This is a genomic window from Paracoccus seriniphilus (genome assembly GCF_028553745.1).
In the GTDB taxonomy this organism is placed as follows: domain Bacteria; phylum Pseudomonadota; class Alphaproteobacteria; order Rhodobacterales; family Rhodobacteraceae; genus Paracoccus; species Paracoccus seriniphilus.
Map to the genome: position 1 here is coordinate 2,310,684 of NZ_CP067129.1, position 16,102 is coordinate 2,326,785.

The 16,102-nt window shown below is 60.6% G+C and carries 15 protein-coding genes; 7 read left to right on the forward strand and 8 right to left on the reverse strand.

The annotated features are described in order from the left end of the window. Positions 1–9: 9 nt before the first annotated feature. A complete protein-coding gene (locus JHW44_RS11285) occupies positions 10–1,212 on the forward strand; it encodes a pyridoxal phosphate-dependent aminotransferase (RefSeq protein ID WP_089342795.1) in 1,203 nt (400 codons plus the stop codon). Between the two features lie 48 nt (positions 1,213–1,260). Here JHW44_RS11285 and JHW44_RS11290 read toward each other — a convergent pair whose 3' ends face one another. Next, positions 1,261–2,043, reverse strand: a complete 783-nt coding sequence (locus JHW44_RS11290; RefSeq protein WP_089342794.1) for a 3-hydroxybutyrate dehydrogenase — start codon at positions 2,041–2,043, stop codon at positions 1,261–1,263. 341 nt (positions 2,044–2,384) lie between these two features. Between JHW44_RS11290 and JHW44_RS11295 the strand changes: the two genes are divergently transcribed. The 3 genes from JHW44_RS11295 (at position 2,385) to JHW44_RS11305 (ending at position 5,719) form a co-directional block, all read left to right on the forward strand. Then, complete coding sequence (locus JHW44_RS11295) at positions 2,385–4,244, forward strand: extracellular solute-binding protein (protein WP_089342793.1); 1,860 nt, start codon at positions 2,385–2,387, stop codon at positions 4,242–4,244. Between the two features lie 125 nt (positions 4,245–4,369). Further along, the gene (locus JHW44_RS11300) at positions 4,370–4,705 is read left to right on the forward strand and encodes a hypothetical protein (protein WP_089342792.1); all 336 of its coding nucleotides are present in this window, start codon (positions 4,370–4,372) and stop codon (positions 4,703–4,705) included. Positions 4,706–4,831: 126 nt separating this feature from the next. Continuing rightward, entirely contained in the window at positions 4,832–5,719 is an 888-nt protein-coding gene (locus JHW44_RS11305; RefSeq protein WP_089342884.1) for a cation diffusion facilitator family transporter, read from the forward strand. Between the two features lie 36 nt (positions 5,720–5,755). Here the strand turns inward: JHW44_RS11305 and JHW44_RS11310 are convergent, their stop codons facing one another. The 5 genes from JHW44_RS11310 to JHW44_RS11330 form a co-directional block, all read right to left on the reverse strand. Then, positions 5,756–6,442: a L,D-transpeptidase gene (locus JHW44_RS11310; protein ID WP_089342791.1), complete on the reverse strand. Its 687-nt coding sequence runs from the start codon at positions 6,440–6,442 to the stop codon at positions 5,756–5,758. Between the two features lie 63 nt (positions 6,443–6,505). Beyond that, a complete protein-coding gene (locus JHW44_RS11315; RefSeq protein ID WP_143811424.1) occupies positions 6,506–6,823 on the reverse strand; it encodes a hypothetical protein in 318 nt (105 codons plus the stop codon). Between the two features lie 117 nt (positions 6,824–6,940). Continuing rightward, on the reverse strand, positions 6,941–7,726 hold the full coding sequence (xth, locus tag JHW44_RS11320) for an exodeoxyribonuclease III (protein WP_089342789.1): 786 nt from the start codon (positions 7,724–7,726) through the stop codon (positions 6,941–6,943). Next, positions 7,723–8,787 carry an acyltransferase family protein gene (locus JHW44_RS11325; RefSeq protein WP_179217611.1) on the reverse strand — a complete coding sequence of 355 codons (1,065 nt, stop codon included), beginning with the start codon at positions 8,785–8,787 and terminating at the stop codon, positions 7,723–7,725. The genes xth and JHW44_RS11325 overlap by 4 nt, the downstream gene beginning before the upstream one ends. A 184-nt stretch (positions 8,788–8,971) precedes the next feature. Then, positions 8,972–9,295, reverse strand: a complete 324-nt coding sequence (locus JHW44_RS11330; protein WP_089342787.1) for a HesB/IscA family protein — start codon at positions 9,293–9,295, stop codon at positions 8,972–8,974. 75 nt (positions 9,296–9,370) lie between these two features. Between JHW44_RS11330 and JHW44_RS11335 the strand changes: the two genes are divergently transcribed. Together JHW44_RS11335 and JHW44_RS11340 are read left to right on the forward strand one after the other, a co-directional pair. Then, a complete protein-coding gene (locus tag JHW44_RS11335) occupies positions 9,371–10,528 on the forward strand; it encodes a deoxyguanosinetriphosphate triphosphohydrolase (RefSeq protein ID WP_089342786.1) in 1,158 nt (385 codons plus the stop codon). Positions 10,529–10,603: 75 nt separating this feature from the next. After that, positions 10,604–11,032 (forward strand): OsmC family protein, encoded by a 429-nt coding sequence (locus tag JHW44_RS11340; protein ID WP_089342785.1) that lies wholly within the window; start codon positions 10,604–10,606, stop codon positions 11,030–11,032. Positions 11,033–11,073: 41 nt separating this feature from the next. Here JHW44_RS11340 and JHW44_RS11345 read toward each other — a convergent pair whose 3' ends face one another. After that, entirely contained in the window at positions 11,074–12,669 is a 1,596-nt protein-coding gene (locus JHW44_RS11345; RefSeq protein ID WP_179217610.1) for a peptide chain release factor 3, read from the reverse strand. Positions 12,670–12,934: 265 nt separating this feature from the next. On the opposite strand from JHW44_RS11345, the gene JHW44_RS11350 reads away from it, so the two are divergent. Beyond that, entirely contained in the window at positions 12,935–14,389 is a 1,455-nt protein-coding gene (locus JHW44_RS11350) for a hypothetical protein (protein ID WP_089342783.1), read from the forward strand. Positions 14,390–14,409: 20 nt separating this feature from the next. Here JHW44_RS11350 and JHW44_RS11355 read toward each other — a convergent pair whose 3' ends face one another. Then, positions 14,410–16,080, reverse strand: coding sequence for a formate--tetrahydrofolate ligase (locus tag JHW44_RS11355; RefSeq protein ID WP_089342883.1), 1,671 nt, complete (start codon positions 16,078–16,080; stop codon positions 14,410–14,412). Between the last annotated feature and the right edge of the window lie 22 nt (positions 16,081–16,102).

The following is a 16,102-nucleotide window of genomic DNA, read 5'->3' on the forward strand; positions in this document are numbered from 1 at the left end:
GAGGCTTCCATGAGCTTTCTTGCCAACCGCCTGCAGCGGATCAAGCCATCGCCCACGATTGCCATGACGACCCGCGCGGGCCAGTTGCGGCAGGAAGGGCGTGACATCATCGGCCTGTCTGCGGGCGAACCTGATTTCGACACGCCCGAACATATCCGCGAGGCCGCCAAACAGGCGATTGATGCGGGCCATACGCGCTATACGCCCGTGGATGGCACCCCTTCGTTGAAACAAGCCATCAGCCAGAAGTTCCAGCGCGAGAACGGGCTGGACTATGCAGTTTCGCAGATCACCGTCGGAACCGGCGGCAAGCAGATCCTGTTCAACGCCCTGATGGCCACGCTGGACGAAGGCGATGAAGTGATCATCCCTTCACCCTATTGGGTCAGCTATCCCGATATGGTGTTGCTGGCCGGCGGGCAGCCGGTCGTCGTGGAATGCGGGATCGAGAGCGGCTTTCGCCTGACCGCCGAAAAGCTGGAAGCCGCGATCACCCCGCGCACCAAATGGATCATCCTGAATTCGCCCTCGAACCCTTCGGGGGCGGGCTATGGCCGTGATCAGATGCGGGCACTGACCGATGTCCTGCTGCGTCATCCGCAGGTCTGGATTCTGGCCGACGACATCTATGAACATCTGGTCTTCGACGACTTCCAGTTCGTGACCCCTGCACAGGTCGAGCCGCGCCTGAAGGATCGCGTGCTGACCATGAATGGCGTCAGCAAGGCCTATGCGATGACCGGGTGGCGCATAGGCTATGGGGCCGGCCCCGAACATCTGATCAAGGCGATGGGCAAGCTGCAGTCGCAATCGACCTCGAATCCCTGCTCGATCAGCCAATACGCCGCCGAGGCGGCCCTGACCGGCCCGCAGGATTACATCCGCGACAGCCGCCGCGCCTTTCAGCGCCGCCGTGATCTGGTGGTGGCCGGGCTGAACGAATGCCCGGGGATCGAATGCCCGACCCCGCAGGGGGCCTTCTATGTCTATCCCTCGATCCGCGAGCTGATCGGAAAGACCTCACCCGATGGCACGCTGATCGACAGTGATGAGGCCTTTGCCAACGCCCTGCTGGATGAAAAGGGTGTTGCCGTGGTCTTTGGCGCGGCCTTTGGCCTGAGCCCGCATTTCCGTATCTCTTATGCGACCAGCGATGCGCAACTGACCGAGGCTGTCGCACGTATCAAGGCGTTTTGCCAGGGCTGCACATGAAAAAGGGGGCCCAGAGCCCCCTGTTTCGGCTTCCACGGGCCGCGCGGATTACAGCGCGGTCCAGCCACCGTCCACGCTGATCGTGGTGCCGGTAATCTGCGCCGCAGCGTTGCTGCACAGGAATGCCGCCGTATCGCCGATTTCCTCGACCGTGGCGAATTCCTTGGACGGCTGACGTTCCAGCATCACCTTCTTGATCACCTCGTCGCGGCTCATGTTGTATTCCTTCATCGTGTCGGGGATCTGCGCCTCGACCAGCGGGGTCAGGACATAGCCCGGACAAATGGCGTTGCAGGTGATCTTTTCCTGCGCGGTCTCCAGCGCCGTCACCTTGGTCAGCCCCACCACGCCGTGCTTGGCGGCCACATAGGCCGATTTGAACGGGCTGGCGGTCAGCCCATGGGCCGAGGCAATATTGACGATCCGCCCCCATCCCGCCTTGCGCATCATCGGCAGGGCCGCGGCGGTGGTGTGAAAGGCCGAGGACATGTTGATCGCGATGATCGCATCCCATTTCTCGGTCGGGAACTCCGGAATCGGCGCGACAAACTGGATCCCTGCATTGTTGACCAGCACATCGCAGGCCCCGGCCTTCTCGATCAGGGCGCGGCATTCCTCGCCCTTGGACATATCGGCCTTGATATAGCGCACCGTCACGCCATGCTGATCCGCCATCTGCTGCGCCAGGGCATGGTCCTCGTCACGGTCGGTAAAGCTGTTGAGCACGATATCGGCGCCCGCGCGCGCCAGCTGATGCGCCACGCCCAGACCGATCCCGGAATTGGAACCGGTCACAATCGCCGTCTTGCCTGTCAGAAACTTCTCGAACATCGGGTCCCCCACTCATGGTTCATGTTCTCCCGTAGCCTAGCCAGAGGGAAACCAAGTTCCAGCGCGAAAGGCCGGGATTTTCAGCAATGCCGGGAAATTGTGCGGGATGCGCCCTGCAGATAGCGAAGACTTGATCGGCATAACCCCAAAAAAAAACGCCCGCACAAGGCGGGCGCAAGTTATGAGGCAGGTTTCATACAGGCAAGAAACCTATCGAGCAGTGAGTTATTTATACGCGACTCGACGCCCGAGTCCAACAATGAAGTTCACCGTCGCATTGACGCTTGACGGGCAAGCCTGTTGAAATCGCGATCAAACAAGAAAAGTCGAGGCGAGCTGTGATGCGATTCTTAACAATTATTAACAAATACGCGACCAGATACGCCCTGATCCTTTTCCTGGCGCTGTCCGGCAGTGTTGCATCAATGCCTCTGGCAAGCCTTGCAGAGCCTGCGCATGGTATTGCAATGTATGGAAAACCAGCGCTTCCTGCAGGTTTCACACATCTCCCCTATGCCAATCCCGATGCTCCGAAAGGCGGCACGATTCGCCTTGCCGAACCCGGGGGATTCGATTCGCTGAAACCATGGATCCTCAAGGGAAACGCGGCATGGGGCGTGGGGGTGCATGTCGTCGAATCGCTGATGTTCCGGTCCATCGACGAACCCTTCACGCTCTATGGTCTGCTGGCCGAGTCGGTCGAAACCGATCCCGACAGGACATGGGTCGAATTTACGTTGCGTCCCGAGGCCCGTTTTTCCGATGGCTCGCCGGTGACGATCGAAGACGTCATGTGGTCCTACAAGACCCTGGGAACTGTCGGGCACCCCCGCTATCTGGCCGTATGGTCAAAGGTTGCCAAGATGGAAAAGACCTCGGATCGCAGCGTCCGCTTTACCTTCAAGGAACAGGATCGAGAACTGGCGATGCTGATGGGGATGCGCCCGATCCTGAAAAAGGCCCAATGGGAGGGACAGGACTTTGCGCAGTCGGGGCTGGAACCGCCGATCGGCTCGGGGCCCTATGTGATCGACAAGGTCGATCCCGGCCGCTCGATCACCTTTCGTCGCAATCCGGCCTATTGGGGGCGTGACCTGCCGATCAATCGCGGGCTGAACAATTTCGACGAGATCCGATATGACTATTTCGGTGATGCGAATGCCATGTTCGAGGCCTTCAAGGCCGGCGAGGTCAATGTCTGGCGCGAGCTTTCCGCCCAGAAATGGGCCTCCGAATATGATTTCCCGCTGATGACGCAGGGCGAAGTCACGAAATCGGAAATCAGGAACGAACGCCCCTCGGGCATCATGGGGCTGGTCATGAACACGCGAAATCCTGTGTTTCGCGACTGGCGCGTCCGTCAGGCGATGATCGAAGCCTTCAATTTCCAGTTCATCAACAAGACGCTGAACGGTGGACTGGACCCGCGCATCACATCCTATTTCTCCAACTCGGTCCTGGCCATGCATCCCGGCCCGGCCGAGGGGCGGGTGCGCGACCTGCTGGAACCCTTTGCCGCGGATCTGCTGCCGGGCACGCTGGAGGGCTATACCCTGCCCGAGGGCAGTGACCGCCCCTTTGATCGTCAGGGCCTGCGCCGCGCGCTGAAACTGCTGGAAGAGGCCGGCTGGACCGTACAGGACGGCGCGCTGAAGAATGCCGATGGACGCGATTTCAGCTTCGAGATCCTGCTGAACCAGTCCGGTTCCTCGATGCGCAGCGCGTCCGAGACTCAGCAGATCGTCGACATCTATCTGGAGGCGCTGAAAAATCTTGGCATTACACCGACGGTCACATTGCTGGATTCGGCACAATATGTGCAGCGCACCAACAATTACGATTTCGGCATGACCTGGTATGAACGCGCGCTGTCGCTGTCGCCCGGGAACGAGCAATTGCTGTATTGGGGCCATGATGGCGTGACCCTGCCGGGCAGCCGGAACTGGATGGGGATGAACGATCCGGTGGCCGAGGCGATGATTGCCGAAATGCTGGAGGCGAAATCTCCCGAACAGTTCAATGCCGCGACCAGGGCGCTGGACCGGGTGCTGACAGCGGGGCGCTATGTGATTCCGGTCAATTTCTCGCCAGTCTCAAGGCTGGCTCATTCGACCTGGCTTGAATATCCTGAACAGACTCCAATTTATGGTGACTGGCCCGGATTCATGCCCGAGGTCTGGTGGCAGGAGGCGAAAGAATGAGAGCAGTCGCAAAAATCATGCTAGCCTGTGCGTTGCTTGCTGGATGCAATACCATCGCCGGCGTCGGCGAGGATATCACCGGCACAGCCCAATGGTTCCAGCAGGGGCTTCCCGGAGGGTACTAAATGAAATGGCATCACGTACAGGAGAACTGGTCGGCCTTCTATGAGGCCATCCAGGAGAAATGGCCCGAGGCCGATGAGGCGGAACTGGACGAGATCGACGGCGACCAGAAGGCCTTTATCGCCTATCTGGCCGAAGCGACCGGACAGGAGCCCGTCGAGATCCGCGATGAATTGCGTGAATGGCTGACCGGAGAAATTCCCGCAGATATCGTCATGGACCCGATCCACGACAATCATTCCATCGCGCTCAGTTCCAAATATGTGAACGAGGGCGAGGACGAATATGACGATGACGCGCGCTTCGGCGATGACGGCAATGATTCGGATGACGAATGATCCGCCGCTGAGGCGCCACTAGGCGCCGATGTACGTCCTGTCCGGCACAAGCGGGTTGAGACAGGGCACGCGATCTGGCACATCCGCCCTGTCGCCAGACCGGGCGGCGCCATGGCGGTGCGGCAGATGAACAGCACTTTGAAAATTGCATCCGGCAGTATCGCTGTCGGAGTGGTGGTTCTGCTGCTGAAGCTTGCCGCGTGGCGGCTGACTGATTCCGTTGCCCTGCTGTCCGATGCGCTGGAAAGCACCGTGAATGTTGCCACGGCGATTGCTGCGCTGATCGCCATTCGGGTCGCCGCCCGCCCCGCGGATGAGGGCCACCCCTACGGCCATCACAAGGCCGAATTCTTCAGTGCCGTGCTTGAGGGCGTGATGATCATTCTCGCCGCGCTGCTGATCATGCACGAGGCCTGGAAGGGATTTTTCGCCCCCCCGGCCCTGAACGCGCCCTTTCCCGGCCTGGCGGTCAATGCACTGGCGGGGCTGATCAACGGTCTCTGGTGCTGGGTCCTGATTTCGCGGGGACGCCAGCTTGCCTCGCCCGCGCTGGTGGCGGATGGCAAACATCTGCTGACCGACGTGTTTTCATCGCTTGGCGTTCTTGCCGGGGTCTGCCTGGCCATTGTGACCGGCTGGGCAGTCCTGGACCCCTTGCTGGCCGCGATCGTGGGCCTGCATATCCTGTGGTCAGGCTGGAAGGTGACCGCAGCCTCGCTGAGCAGCCTGATGGATGAAGCCGTCCCCGAAGCCGAGCTGGCGCAGATTCGCGCCATCATCACGGATCAGGCATTCGGTGCCATCGAGGTTCATGACCTGCGCACCCGACACGCCGGCAAGGTGTCCTTCATCGAGTTTCATCTGGTCGTGGATGGCGAGACGACGGTCAATGCCGCCCATGCGATCTGCGACCGGATCGAGCATTCGATCCTGGCCATACTCCCAGATGCCGAGATCACCATCCATGTCGAGCCGGACCATATGACCGAACATTCAGGCGTTCTGGTGATCTAGGGCGCGCCACCGCGCGCCCCGACCCTGTGCCGCAGGTCAGAACAGACCGCGCGCGCCGTTTTTCCACAGCGATTTCAGCACCACGACCCGCGCGCCATGTTCGACACGGTCGTAAAGATCGATGGCGTCCTGATCCAGCAGGCGGATACAGCCCGAGGATACGGCCTGCCCCAGATATTGAGGTTCGCAGGCACCGTGAATCCGATACAGAGTGTCCTCGCCATTCTGGAACAGATACAGCGCCCTTGCCCCCAGAGGGTTGCCCGGACCGGGGTCCATGCCGCCATTGGCAATCGAATAGGGTTCCAGGTCGGGACGGCGCGCAACCATTTCATCCGGAGGCGTCCAGCGCGGCCATTTGCGCTTGTATTGCATGACGGCGTCACCGTCCCAGCCAAAGCCTGCCGCACCCACTCCGACGCCATAGCGCAGGGCACGGCCCTCTTCCAGAATCAGATGCAGCAATGCCCGATCGGGATCGACCACCACGGTGCCCGCTTCATAGCTGGGGAAGGGATTATCGACCTCCTGGCGCAGCAATTCCGGCGGAACCACGCCTTCAGGGACCGCGGGGACCGGATAGGGCTCGTCGGTGATCGCCCCATATCGCGCCGGCAAGAGCGGAATCTCATGTCCTTCCAACGGTTGCGGTTCGGGCTGGGGCTTGGCACATGCGGCCAAGGCGGCGGCTGACGCAGCGGTCAGGAATACTCGTCTTTTCATATTGGAAATCCTGGATGGTCTGACTGTGGGGAATGACCGCGCGGGGCGGTCGGGTCTCGGTCGTCAGACAGGCTTGGGAGGATCAAGTATCGCCAGCACCGCCCGGCCGTCGCGCCGAATTGCTTCTGCCGGCCAGAGGCGCAGGCCCGTGGGCAGATCCGTCAGCCCAACCGAGATCGGCAGCAAGACGCTGTCCGGCTGACAGGGCGACCCCACCATCGCAGGACCATGACAGCCGCGTTTCGCACGCAGTTCCGGGGCAGGCACTGCCTGATCACCGGTGGATGCGCTGGACTGCTGGACGACCGCCATAGAGCGCGCTGCGAACCCGTCAGCCCCGTGGCCGCCCGCAAAGGCCCCCCAAGGCAGAATCAGGGCCATCGCAGCCCACAGGACAAGGGTTCGCAAGAATATCATGTCCCGCTTGTCGCAAAGATTTGGCCCGGGGTCGATCATCAACGGCCTCACGCCCTGTCACGAGACCGTCAGCCGCAGGGGTCAGGCTGCCAGTCGCACCCAGACCGGCACGTGATCGCTGGGTTTCTCGCCGGCGCGGGCCTCTCGGTCGATGCCGGTTTCAACCATCAGGTCCGCAGCCTGCGGCGACAGCAGCAGATGGTCGATGCGGATGCCGTCATCGCGGTTCCATGCCCCGGCCTGATAATCCCAGAAGGTAAAGGGACCGCGCTGCGCCCAGGGATCGCGAATCCGGATTGCATCGGTCCAGCCCTGCCATTGAATCGCCCGCAGCGCCGCCCTGCTTTGCGGCAGGAACAAGGCGTCATCGACCCATTTCTCTGGCTTGGCGGCATCGCGCGCCTCGGGAATGACATTGTAGTCGCCCAGCATCACCACGGGCATTTCCAGCGCCAGAAGCTCGGCTGCCCGGTGGCGCAAACGCTCCATCCAGGCCAGCTTGTAATCATATTTCGGGCCCGGCACCGGGTTGCCATTGGGCAGATACAGCCCGGCAAGCCGCACGGCCTGATCACCGACCACGGTGGCCTCGATATAGCGGGCCTGTTCATCGCTGTCGTCGCCGGGCAGACCACGCGAGACATCCTCCAGCGGCAGGCGCGACAGGATCGCGACGCCGTTGAAGCCCTTTTGTCCATGGGTCTCGACATTCCAGCCCAGGTCCGAGAAATGCTCGCGCGGGAAACCTTCGTCCACGGATTTGATTTCCTGCAGCACGACGACATCGACATCGGCCCCGGCCAGCCAGTTTGTCAGCGCCTCGATCCGGGCCTTGATTCCATTGATGTTGAAGCTGGCAATCTTCATATCGTCCCCTCGCTTGCAGCCCTCGCGGTTTCGCGGCGGGACCATCTGCGGTTCAACCAGTTCCGCGCGGGTTTTTCAATCAGATGGTAGCTCACCGAGGATGCGGCCAGAATGATCAGGAAGACGATGATCGCGTGCAAGGTCATTGGCACCCTGTCCCAGAACCCGAAAATGCGCGGACCGGCATTGGAATAGATCAGCAGGATCAGCGTATGGACCATATAGGTCGAATAGGAAATCTCGCCCAGATAGACAAACAAATTGACCCCGGGCATGCGGCCCAGATGGTGCGACAGCCGCGCCGCCGCCAGGATAAGCCCGGCGAAAAGCGGCAACAGCACATAGCCCGCATCCGGGTTCTGCACGACGAAAAACAGTCCTATCAGTGCAATGCCGCCCACGATCGACGCGCCGCGCGTTCCGACATGATCGGCCACCATTCGCGTCAGAACCCCAAGGGCGAAACTGGGCAGGATGCGCAGCGCGCCAAAATCCCATGTGGGATGCATGAAGCCGGGATAACCCTCACTGCGCGCGACCAGATGCGCGACGATGGCGGTCGTGGCCAGCGCGACGGACCAGAATTTCCAACCCGGCGGAACGCGCGAGACGCTCATCAGCAGGCCAAAGGACAGATAGGCGGTCATTTCTGCCGAAACCGACCATGCCACACCGTTCAGCAGCAACCCGTCGGTCACATGCCATGACTGGATCAACAGCACAGAGGCCACCAGATCCCAGAGCGTCACCGATCTTTCCAACTGGACTCCGATACGCGCAAGGCCGACCAGAAAGACCAGCCAGACCAGCAACAGGACGAAATGAAGGGGGTAGACCCGCGCAAAGCGCCGCCACATGAACTTGGCGAAATTGAAATCGCGCCCGGTCCCGCTCTGACCATAGACGTGAAAGATCACGAATCCAGACAGCACGAAGAAAAGGTCGACGCCTCGGGCGCCCGATCCGGCCGCCCGCCACAACCCCGTGTCGGGCAGGCCCAGCCAACTCCAGAAATGGAAGGAAAACACCCACAAGGCCGCGAAGAAGCGGATCGTGGTCAAAAGTTCAAGGTCACCTGTCAGGGGCGGGGGCCGCGCAGTTGACGAAGACTTCTGACGTAGGATTGACGATATCGACATGTGATGAAACCGAAAAACTGACACTCAAGGTTTGAAACCTAGCAGCTTTTTCGATTCCGGGAACCTGTTCTGTCAGCAGTATCGCCAAATCCGCAGCCTTGTTCGACTACATCGAGAATGACGTTCCGCAACCACAACTTGAGGATGCATTCGGATTGTCGATCACAAAGCGCGCGCCAATCAACTCATCGGTAAAATCGATCACCGCGCCCGCCAGATAGGGCAGCGAGACCGGATCGACGACGACCTTCTGGCCGCCGCTTTCCAGCACAAGGTCATCCTCGGCGACATCATCCAGCCGGATCTCATATTGGAATCCGGAGCATCCGCCGCCAGCCACGGCAACCCGCAGAGGGCGGCCGGCGCCATTTTCATTGATTTCGGCCAGACGCGCAAAGGCGCGATCAGTGACTTTCGGTGGCAAGTTCATGGGGCGTTCCCGTTTTCGTCCGTTGACCCAGAATATAGGGTTCACAGGCATCACTCGCAAGGAAGGCCCCGCATCGTGTCCACCGCGCCCTATGCCTGCCACCCCGAAGACAGCCGCGGCCGTCTGTGGCCCGAACGGATGTCCACCTTCAGATCGCCCTGGCAACGTGACCGGGATCGGATCATCCATTCATCTGCCTTTCGCCGCCTCAAGCACAAGACACAGGTCTTCGTCGAACATGACGGCGATGCCTATCGCGGCGATTATTTCCGCACCCGCCTGACGCATACGATCGAGGTCGCGCAGGTCGCCCGGACCATCGCCGGGGCGCTGGGGCTGAACACCGATCTGGCCGAGACCGTGGCGCTGGCCCATGATCTGGGCCATCCCCCCTTTGGCCATACCGGCGAGGACGCGCTGGCGGCGCTGATGGCACCCTATGGCGGCTTTGACCACAATGCACAGGCGTTGCGGATCGTGACCCGGCTTGAACGCCATTACGCCGATTTCGACGGGCTCAACCTGACATGGGAAGCCCTGGAAGGCATTGCCAAGCATAATGGCCCCGTCACCGGCGAATTGCCCTATGCCCTGGCCGAGGTGAACGCCGCATGGGATCTCGAGCTGCATACCAATGCCAGCGCCGAGGCCCAGGTTGCCGCCGTGGCCGACGACGTGGCCTATAACCACCATGACCTGCATGACGGGCTGCGCGCCGAATTGTTCACCGAAGAAGAGCTTTCCGAACTGCCGGTGATCGGCACGGCCTTTGCCGAGGTGGACAAGCTGCACCCCGGCCTGGCCCCGATGCGGCGACGCCACGAGGCGCTGCGGCGTGTCTTTGGCGTCATGGTCGAAGATGTCATCGCCGTCGCCCAGAACCGGCTGGCCGGACTGCAGCCGCAATCAGCGCAGGAGATCCGTGATATGGACGGGCCGATCATCCGGTTTTCCAAGCCGCTGTATCAGAACATCAAGGCGATCAAATCCTTCCTGTTCACGCGGATGTATCGCGCCCCCTCCGTGGTGGATGAGCGCGTTCGCGTCACTGATATCCTGAACCGGATGTTCCCCCTGTTCCTGAACGATCCGACGCAACTGCCCGATGGCTGGCGCATAGCCGCCGAACAGGCCGCGGATGAAACCCAGCGTGCGCGTGTCGTTCTGGACTACGTTGCCGGGATGACCGACCGCTATGCGATTTCCGAGGAACATCGCCTGTTCCCGCGCTGATATCTTTTTGCCGTGCCGGCGAACTCTCGGGTCCGGATCTGCGTTGACGGGCTGGACAAGCAAAGGAGAGCCATCATGATCACCCGCACCCGCACCGGCATGGCGAAATGGAATGGCGGCCTGAAGGATGGCGGCGGAACGGTTGCAACCCAATCCGGCGCGCTGGAAGATCTGCCCTATGGGTTCAACACCCGTTTCGAAGACACACCCGGCACCAATCCCGAGGAACTGGTCGGCGCGGCGCATGCCTCTTGTTTCTCGATGGCACTGGCCATGATGCTTGAACATGAAGGCATCACGGGCGTCAGCATCGACACGAAATCCCGCATTGCCCTGGATCAGGAGGACGGCGGCTTCACCATCAAGACCGCGCATCTTGTCACCCGCATCAGCGCTGAGGGCGACGAGAAGAAAATCCTCGACATCGCGGCAAAGGCCAAGGCCGGATGTCCGATCTCGAAACTGCTGAATGCAGAAGTCACCATGGACGCCGAGATCGCGTAAGACCTTCTCCCTCGGGATCATCCCGAGGGAGAAGCCAACCGTCAGATCATCATTTCCTTGGTCGCCGTCAGTTTCAGGCTGGGGTGATCGCGTTCGATGCGATCGATATCCCATTGCAGCCGGGTCAGATAGACGACATCCCCGTCATGGTCCTGCGCCATGTGGCCCTTGTTGGCATTGGCAAAGGCATCGACATCATCCTTGGGCCCGGTCACCCATCTGGCGCTGGTGAACTGTGACCCCTCGAAGCGCACCGGGATGCCGTATTCCATCTCGATCCGGCTGGCCAGCACCTCGAACTGCAGGGCACCGACCACCCCGACGATAAAGCCCGAACCGATCAACGGCTTGAAGACCTTGGCCGCGCCTTCTTCGGCAAATTGCATCAGCGCCTTTTCCAGATGCTTGGCCTTCATCGGGTCCGTGGCACGCACGGATTGCAGCAATTCCGGCGCAAACGACGGAATGCCGGTAAAGCGCAGCGCCTCACCCTCGGTCAGCGCATCACCGATACGAAGCTGTCCGTGGTTGGGGATGCCGATGATGTCGCCAGCCCAGGCCTCTTCGGCCAGTTCCCGGTCCGCGGCAAGGAACAGCACGGGATTGCTGACCGCCATGGGCTTTTTCGTCCGCACATGCGTCAGCTTCATCCCGCGCGCGAAATGACCGCTGGCCAGACGCATGAAGGCAACCCTGTCGCGGTGCTTGGGGTCCATGTTGGCCTGAACCTTGAAGACGAAACCCGTCACCGGCTTTTCTTCGGGCGCGATTTCACGGCTGGCGGTGTTCTGCGGCTGCGGCGGTGGGCCATAGTTGCGGATTCCGTTCATCAGTTCGCGCACGCCAAAGCTGTTGATCGCGCTGCCGAACCAGATCGGGGTCAGGTGACCTTCAAGGAAGGACTGGCGGTCGAAGGTCGGCAACAGTTCGCGCGCCATCTCGACTTCTTCGCAAAGCTTCTCCAGCAGATGCTCGGGCACATGTTCAGCCAGCTTTGGATCATCCAGACCTTCGATCTGGATCGACTCGGCCACCTTGTTGCGGTCTGCGCGATCCATCAGTTCCAGCCGGTCGTTCAGCATGTCATAGCAGCCGATGAAATCACGACCGACCCCGATGGGCCAGCTGGCCGGCGCCACGTCGATGGCCAGGTTCTCCTGAATTTCATCGATGATCTCGAAAGTTTCGCGGCTTTCCCGATCCATCTTGTTACAGAAGGTCAGGATGGGCAAATCCCGCAGGCGGCAAACCTCGAACAGCTTGCGCGTCTGGCTTTCCACCCCCTTGGCACCGTCAATCACCATGATGGCGGCATCCACTGCGGTCAGCGTGCGATAGGTGTCTTCGGAAAAATCGCTGTGGCCCGGCGTATCGACCAGATTGAAGCGATGCCCGTCATAGTCAAAGGACATGGCCGAAGCCGAGACCGAGATCCCGCGATCCTGCTCCATCTTCATGAAGTCCGATCGCGTGCGGCGTGCCTCGCCCTTGGCCCTCACCTGTCCGGCCATCTGGATCGCCCCGCCATACAGCAGGAATTTTTCGGTCAGTGTCGTCTTGCCGGCATCGGGATGCGAAATGATCGCAAAGGTCCGGCGGCGGGCGATTTCGGGCGGAAGATCAGGACGGTTGCTCATTGCCGCGATGTAGCGCGACGGCGCTGCTTGCGCAATTGCCCAACCGTCCCCAGATGTCGGGTTGCAGGTCGTGAAGGCCGATATTAAAACTGCACAAATATTAAAAATCTATCGACAAACTAAAATTGGGAATATTTTTCCACCGCTTACAGTTGATTTCCCCGGAAAAGACGCGATTATCGAAATTACAGTTTAATCACGGCGAGGCAGAACTTCCCCCACTATCTCCGTTGTGCCCCAGCGCCCCCAAAATGAACGAGTATTGATGCCATATGACGCCTCTTATGAACAACTGATGCGCTTGCTGGCAACGCGGGGGCTGGAATGGTTGCGCAAACAGGTTCTTGAACTCCCGGATCCCTTGCCCGCGGACCATCCGGCTGTCCCCCATTTGTCCTTTATCGCGCGGATCGCCCCAGTCCTTTCTGGTCTGCGCGGCCATGTTTCGCCTCTTGAGGACATCGTTTCGCGGCGCCTCTCGCGCGATATCGTGCGGCATGCTGCAAAGCGCTATCTGGCAGGCAATTTCAATTACACAACTATTGGTTGTATTATCGGTGGGCGGATTATTGCCGGTGACGAGCCAGTATGGCAATTGGCAGTCCACGCTATTGCCAGCGATCGCGGAGTTGCGCCGGTCGACCGCCTGGCAGCAGGGGCCGAGGCAAGTGGCGATCTTTTGAAGGAAATAGAGATCGATTTATGCCGGCCAGTTCCGACAGAAATCCTGACCGAAAGTATAGTCGATCGCTTCGCTTTTCAGATCATGCAGGTTTATCAGTTTGGCGCCTCGCGACCAAAGTTCTCACACCCTCGTGTTTACGGAGAACTTTTTTCCAAGCTCACCCAATTCAAGGAATGGGCGACACGAAACTCGCGGCTGAGCGCCATGTGCCAGATCGCCTATTGCTTGCGGCTCATCGACCCGGATCACGATATTTCCGACCTGCTGGCCGATGTCATTGCCCATCAGCGTCCGGATGGATCCTTCCCGCGCAAGGCGGGATATTCGACACGGGATCAAGGTCTTGAAGCGGGCACATGGCCCACCCTCATGGCGTTGACGGTGCTGAATTTCACGGCCTGGCGCAAGTGGCGCGGGCCGCGTCCAGATCTTTCCGCCATTCGGCCCTTCACGACCAGCCGGGCCAGCTATGCGGCGGCTATTGCAGGATATGGCAAGGCATGGGCGAACAAGGCCAACAGCGGCCTGAGATTGAAGCTGGCCTGCGGGTTGAGCCGTGCAACCGGAGAAAACTGGTTTGCGCAACTGGGCTTGCGTGGATTCACCCCGAATCGCCGCCAGGTGCTGTCCCTGGCGGGCGAACTTTACGGCGACATCTATGCGGCGCGTGACGCGCGCCATACACTGAACCTTGCCCGAAACTGGCCCTCGGAAATGGAAACAGGCGAGTATGCGGACATGCTGCGTTGGCTGCGCGGGGCTCCGGTCGAGTTGTCCTATCAACTCAACTCGCCCCAACAACCTTCGGAGGAGCCTGTCGATTTCGATGTTCAATGTCGCAATCTGGCCGCAATCGCACAAGAACCACCAGATTCGGCCCTGAAAACCGAAGGGCTTCGTCAGGCGTGGCAGGCGCTGATGTTGCTGGAACAGGACGGCGACCCCGAACCGGACGATGCCGTGCTGCACTTGGAACGGCTCAATCGTCTGGTGCAGATTTTCGAATCCGCACCGCTTCTGTCTGCCGCAGCCTGATCCCCTTCCGGCGGAGACCGTCAGAACAGGCCTTCGACCTGCCCCTTGCCATCCAGCCCGATGTTTTCCGCTGCTGGAGTTCGGGGCAGCCCCGGCATGGTCATGATGTCCCCGCAAATGGCGACAACAAAGCCCGCACCGGCATTCAGCCGCACCTCGCGAACCGGCACGACATGATCTTCAGGCGCACCCAGCCGCGCGGGATCGGTGGAAAAGGAATACTGGGTCTTGGCGATGCAGACCGGCATGTGACCGTGACCTGCTCTCTCCCATGCCTCCAGTTGTGCCTGAACGCCCGGGGCCGGTTCCACGCCAGAGGCGCGATAGATCCGTCGACAAATCGTTTCGATCTTGTCCCATAGCGGGATCTCGTCGCCATAAAGCGTCTGAAAGCCGGTCTCGCCTCGCTCGACCAGATTCACCACCTCGCGCGCCAGATCGGTGGCCCCTGCCCCGCCCTCGGCCCAGTGGCGCGCGACAATCATCTTGACGCCCTGCATCGCGCAGAAACGCGAAACTTCCGACAGTTCGGACTCCTGATCGGCATCAAAATGGTTCAGCGCCACCACCACCGGCAGTCCGAAGGCGCGCAGGTTTTCGATATGCCGGCCCAGATTGGCGCAGCCCCGCCTGACGGACGCCGCATCTTCCTGTGCCAGATCGGCTTTGGCGACACCGCCGTTCATCTTCAGCGCCCGGATTGTGGCTACCAGAACAACGGCCGAGGGTGTCAAACCAGCCAGGCGGCATTTGATATCGAGGAATTTCTCGGCCCCCAGATCCGCGCCGAAGCCCGCTTCGGTCACCACATAGTCCGACATCGCCAGTGCCGTGCGCGTCGCGATGACGCTGTTGCAGCCATGCGCGATATTCGCAAAGGGCCCGCCGTGCACCAGCGCCGGATTGTTTTCAAGCGTCTGCACCAGATTGGGCTGCAAGGCATCCTTCAGCAGCACCGTCATGGCACCATCGGCCTGCAAATCGGCGGCAGTCACAGGCCGGCGTTCCATGTCATAGCCAATCACGATCCGCCCCAACCTGTCTTGCAGATCGCCCAGATCGCGCGAAAGGCACAGGATCGCCATCACTTCCGAGGCCACGGTGATGTCGAATCCGGTTTGACGCGGGAAACCGTTCGTGCTGCCCCCCAGCCCGACAACCATGTCGCGCAGGGCGCGGTCATTCATGTCCATGACGCGGCGCCAGCTGATGCGGCGTGTATCGATCCCAAGCTGGTTGCCCCAATAGATGTGGTTGTCGATCATCGCCGCCAGAAGGTTATGGGCCGAGGTGATCGCATGGAAATCGCCGGTGAAATGAAGATTCATTTCCTCCATCGGCACGATCTGCGCCCGCCCGCCACCGGCGGCACCACCTTTCATGCCGAAATTCGGGCCAAGACTTGCTTCACGGATACAGATCGTGGCGCGCTTGCCGATCCTGTTCAGCGCATCGCCCAATCCGACCGTGGTCGTGGTCTTGCCCTCTCCTGCAGGAGTCGGACTGATGGCAGTCACAAGGATCAGATGGCCCGAAGGCTGCTGTCCGACGCGCGTCACGGCCGCATGCGATATCTTGGCCTTGTCATGCCCGTAGGGCAGAATATCTTCGCCTGACAGGCCCAGCCCCTCGGCGACTTCAAGAATGGGCTTCTTCCGTGCCTGACGGGCAATCTGGATATCGGAGGTCATGCGGCCTTCGTCAAATGGGCGC